General features: G+C 31.9%; 7 protein-coding genes and 1 pseudogene. 3 read left to right on the top strand and 5 right to left on the bottom strand.

What is annotated here, in order from left to right; all coding sequences use genetic code 11:
* The coding region (locus tag AC1DEF_RS28885; protein ID WP_477727737.1) for a fatty acid desaturase at positions 1–444 on the top strand (444 nt) is incomplete at its 5' end.
* A gap of 485 nt (positions 445–929) precedes the next feature.
* On the opposite strand, the gene AC1DEF_RS28880 is transcribed toward AC1DEF_RS28885, so the two are convergent.
* The 3 genes from AC1DEF_RS28880 to AC1DEF_RS28870 all read right to left on the bottom strand — a co-directional run bounded on the left by AC1DEF_RS28880 (position 930) and on the right by AC1DEF_RS28870 (position 2,638).
* Entirely contained in the window at positions 930–1,130 is a 201-nt protein-coding gene (locus tag AC1DEF_RS28880) for a hypothetical protein (protein WP_097825617.1), read from the bottom strand.
* Between the two features lie 471 nt (positions 1,131–1,601).
* Positions 1,602–2,186, bottom strand: a complete 585-nt coding sequence (clpP, locus tag AC1DEF_RS28875) for an ATP-dependent Clp endopeptidase proteolytic subunit ClpP (RefSeq protein WP_097825619.1) — start codon at positions 2,184–2,186, stop codon at positions 1,602–1,604.
* 317 nt (positions 2,187–2,503) lie between these two features.
* Positions 2,504–2,638 carry an anti-repressor SinI family protein gene (locus tag AC1DEF_RS28870; RefSeq protein ID WP_141425909.1) on the bottom strand — a complete coding sequence of 45 codons (135 nt, stop codon included), beginning with the start codon at positions 2,636–2,638 and terminating at the stop codon, positions 2,504–2,506.
* Between the two features lie 343 nt (positions 2,639–2,981).
* Here AC1DEF_RS28870 and AC1DEF_RS28865 point away from each other — a divergent pair, with 343 nt between their 5' ends.
* Together AC1DEF_RS28865 and AC1DEF_RS28860 are read left to right on the top strand one after the other, a co-directional pair.
* On the top strand, positions 2,982–3,185 hold the full coding sequence (locus tag AC1DEF_RS28865; protein WP_318331561.1) for a hypothetical protein: 204 nt from the start codon (positions 2,982–2,984) through the stop codon (positions 3,183–3,185).
* A gap of 120 nt (positions 3,186–3,305) precedes the next feature.
* On the top strand, positions 3,306–3,794 hold the full coding sequence (locus AC1DEF_RS28860) for a hypothetical protein (protein WP_477727736.1): 489 nt from the start codon (positions 3,306–3,308) through the stop codon (positions 3,792–3,794).
* Positions 3,795–3,967: 173 nt separating this feature from the next.
* Here AC1DEF_RS28860 and AC1DEF_RS28855 read toward each other — a convergent pair.
* Both AC1DEF_RS28855 and AC1DEF_RS28850 read right to left on the bottom strand, forming a co-directional pair.
* Positions 3,968–4,099, bottom strand: a pseudogene (locus tag AC1DEF_RS28855) (transposase); the annotation flags it as partial.
* 64 nt (positions 4,100–4,163) lie between these two features.
* On the bottom strand, positions 4,164–4,639 hold a 476-nt coding region (locus tag AC1DEF_RS28850), incomplete at its 5' end, for a DUF7010 family protein (RefSeq protein ID WP_318331564.1).

The raw sequence follows: 4,639 nt of genomic DNA, 5'->3' as shown, positions 1-4,639 counted from the left end.
GCTTTTCTGCTCGTTCAAGCTCCTATCCTTTTTGTAGCAGGATCACTTGGAATTTGGCTATTTTACGTACAGCATCAATTTGAGGATTCCTACTTTGAAAGAGAAGAAGAGTGGGATTACGTGAAGGCTGCGGTTGATGGTAGCTCCTATTACAAGCTCCCTAAAGTTTTACAATGGGTAACAGGTAATATTGGTTTCCATCATGTACATCATTTGGCTCCAAGAGTTCCCAACTATAATTTAGAAAAGGCGCATGAGTCTACGCCACCATTACAGAAAGCAACAACCATTACACTAAGCACAAGCTTGAAGTCCCTTCGTTTTCGACTTTTAGATCAAAAAAATAAACGTTTTGTAAGCTTTAAAGAAATTAAGCACCTAGTAGATAGTAACAAATCACGTATGAATTTGAATAACAAAAGACCAAACTTCGATAAAAATTGAATATCCATACGATCAAATCATTCAATTCTAATAAAAAACTACCTAGCCAATAGGTTTTTTACCTGCTATACACAAGTTTTTGATGCATTGAGCAAACTACGCAGATGTCTTAAGGCATCATTCCGTAAATGATGTATGTGTAACAGAAAAAACTCCCTTCACACCAGGGAGTTTTTTCTATTTTTGGTTTGTATATCATATACAAAATTAGTTTCTTTTTCCGGAACTCTAATAAAAAAAGAACCCCTTGGTGAGAAGTTATCAAAGTGATAACTTCTTACCACCTCAATGTGCAGCTTTTTATACATCCTTGATGTGCCAACGCTCTCCCTACAGGTAAATGGGAAAAAGATGCATAAGAAGTACATCTTCTATACACATGCTAGTCCAGCAAAAATATGTTATTATTTAACTCCAGTTATAGTTTCCCTTAAAAAGCTCCCTTACTCCGAGATGCCATTCGAATGAGGGAGGCTTTTTCTTATTTAACTACTAAAGAAACTTCCACTCTTTCTTTTTCTCTTATAGTGGTGATGTCCATAACTTCCGTGAGGGTCACGACTTTTTCTATAATCATCACTACTGCTATAACTCTTAAAAGGTTTTGATCTTCCTCTCTTATAATCACTACTACTGTAATGCTTATGTTTATTATTCACTAGTGAATCAAACAGTTTCTTGAACATGATTTAATCACTCCTCATAATTTTTTAAATCGATAAAAAACAAAAAGCGCTTTTATCTTTTTAGTAGATAAAAGCGCTTTTTGTATAAACACAGACTTTACCTAACTAAAAACGTAGGTAAAGGTCTTGATAACATTTAAAATTGCCAACAAAGCCGGAAACAAAATGTTTCGTAATGACGACTATTGTTGTACAGCTACTCCCCTTTGGAGTATTAAGTTTGCTCAATGATATCGTAGGCCAATTCTATAAGTCAATTGATAACCAATCAATGACTACCTTTCAAAATCTCGTTCCTGCTGTTTATTTCGGTTATGAATCCCACTTACATTGATAGCAAATAACGGAAAATAGGAGTCTAATACAAAAATTGTATTCTTTAAGAAAAGACACATAGATACCTAATAGGATCTGGCGTTATATCTAAGTGTTGTTTTTTTGTGAATAACACCATTGAATCCCCCTTTGCTCTTAAATTTGATTTGTTAGAATTCGGTCAATTAAACCATACTCTTTTGCAGAATTGGCATTTAGAAAATAATCACGATCTGTATCTCTTTCAATTTCTTTTATTGTTCTTCCTGTATGATAAGCGAGTAAGTTATTTAGTCGATTCCTCATACTTAGGATTCTTTTGGCACTGATATTAATATCAGATGCTTGCCCCTTAGCCCCGCCTAATGGCTGATGAATCATAATTTCACTATTGGGAAGGCAAAATCGTTTTCCTTTTTTACCACCGGCAAGTAAAAAAGCCCCCATTGATGCAGCTATTCCAATGCATAATGTACTTACATCTGGACGGACTTGTTGCATGGTATCGTAAATTCCTAAGCCATCTGTGATAGACCCTCCTGGCGAGTTAATGTAAATAATGATGTCCTTTTTGTCATCCTCTGCTTGCAGGAACAATAATTGTGCAATGGTACTACATGCAGTTTCGCGATTAATTTCTCCACTTATCCAAATAATACGATCTTGTAATAATCGTGAATAAATATCATAAGCTCGTTCACCTGTTCTTGTTTGCTCAATTACATATGGGACAAAGTTCATTTGGTTTCCTCCATCTTCTAGAATTCGGTTGTTTTTATGTGGAATTTGGTTTACGATGATAGCCATTTCATAACCAACCATAATTAATATATGCCTATCTTTTAATTTTAAGGATTTTTAAACTTAGTTCTTCCTAATAAAATAATCCAAAAAATCACACCTTTTTAGACGATCTACAATCAAATGACAAAACGTCTATTTAGTAAATAAAATTAATCTTTATGAACGTACAAAAAGTAATTTACTTTTATAGACGACATGTTATTTCCAATTTCAGTTAACAGAGTGCGGTTTATAAGAATCCAAAAGAGCCTGAATCATTTAGAAACAGGATCTTTTTGATATAAGTATATAAATTCCTTTACTTCTACAATTGAAAGACCTAAGTGATAAGCTTCTTTCATAAGACTTATCCATTCCTGATCCAATTTATTATCTTCTTTTTTTAGCACTCACCATTCCTCCAACTTTCCTAGTTGAGGTTACTTAGATGCTATCATTTAATGATAATTTATTGGAAATTAATACTATTTATTCAACGGAATTACCATAATTCCCTTCAATAAAAGTCTTTTTATATCATTAATTAAGAGTTAATGTAGAAAAAAGTAAATTTTTTCTGTTTAAAGGTGTATAAGATGTACATCTTTACTTTAAAGTGTTAAATTGTTAGTCTTTTAGTAGACAATTTTTTATTGGTATTCCCTAATCAAAAAGCTCAACCGTATGAGGTTGAGCTTTTTGAATCTTATATATCTATTACTTACAAATTAATTAGGAGATGACATCAATCTAATGTTAAAAAATAAAGAGGAAAAGCTAAAAACATTTAAGGTAGAATATTCTGTATCAAAAAATAATACCACAGTTAATAAATCCGTCATTATAAAATCTATTAACGATTCAAATAAAATTATAAGATTAGCTAAATTAGATATATCTACAAAGGAAAGAATCTTCATTCAAGATGTAAAAGTTTTGAACTTCAAAACTATATAACCAGTTCATTCCATAATAATTAAATTTTCATACCTTGAGTGTTGTTAGAATATAGAAAATGGTAATATAAGAAAAAAGGCAACTAAACTTTTTTCTCTAATTTTATAATAGGTGATGAATTTGAAAATAGTGAATTTATTAATAACATTGATTGCTGTTTTACTTTTTATATCTGGTTGCAGTACGCAAGTAGCAAAAGAGGAAAATAAGGTAGAAGATATTTCAAGGCATAGCGTATTTAATTTAGATGCTGAAACTATTAAAGACTTAGAAAAAGGAATCATAAAAGGAACACCTTTAAGGCTTGATAATGATACTAAAATGAGTGATGTAGAAAGAATYTGGGGCAAACCAAACGAACATTTTGAYAATGAAGACATTCAAACATATAGATATACAATTRAAAATCAAAATTTCATTATCGACGAAGATGAAATGAACGAAATTTATAYAATTCAAGTTGAACTTGAKTATTCAAAAGATGAAATTTTAGAGATAATGGGTAAACCAACAGAACCTGGGAATATTTTTATTTATGAAAAAGAAAATTATAGTATTCAATTTGAGAAATTCCATAATAAATGGCGACTAATTTTAAGAAAAAGATAGGCTGTTTTTASATTTGTTTTCCTATTTGCACTCATATACGGCTTCGTTGCAGTGCATTAACAACTAATASCCTTAAAGAGACRAACCYTTTMATGACGGTTTGTTTTTTTATGCTATCGCTCTGAACAAAGAGAGCCTTCTTCTGAACTGATAGGCGTAAGTGCTTTTACCTATTTATAAATTGTTACTTCTGATACGCTATATTCGCTGCTTAAATCTTTAACCGAGTTTCCCGCATGATATAAATCCACAATGGTTTTCTTAAACTCATCATTGTATTTTTTGCCTGCACGTTTACGCTCCATTTCGGACACATCCTCTCAAAGGTCATTGTAATAAGGACTTAATTAAATGGTGTCCATGACTATATTAACTCGACTTACCATTGTCAGCCGCATTCTGGACCATACTGAGCAGTCTAAATCCTCTAAAGCAAACTATTACTCCAGTTCCCCATAATATTAAAGCCGAGCCAAAACCTACAGATACCCACCATATCATAATGTGATGATCGTTTATTATTGTTTTTACAGGAAAAGTTAACATGACAAGCGTTGCTAGTAAACACAGAAATGTCCCTGTAATATAATAAGTTGGAACTTGAAATAGGGAGGCTAAAGGGAAAAAATGAGCACCGACAATAAGGGCCATAACAGGAACAAACAAATTTAAATGATTAGTAGATGCACAAATAAAAGAAGCCATAGCAATCAAAAGGCCTTCTAAACTAAAAATAATACCGAACCATATATTCTTTTTTCTCCACTGCTCCGTATCCTTTTTGATTACTTCATTAGATAATGTACTAGACTTCTTTATTAATGCAATTGCACCGATAAATAATA

The organism is Priestia sp. 10L35 (genome assembly GCF_056395685.1).
Note: the sequence above shows the minus strand (reverse complement) of the source record. Positions and strands in the feature narration are given on the sequence as shown.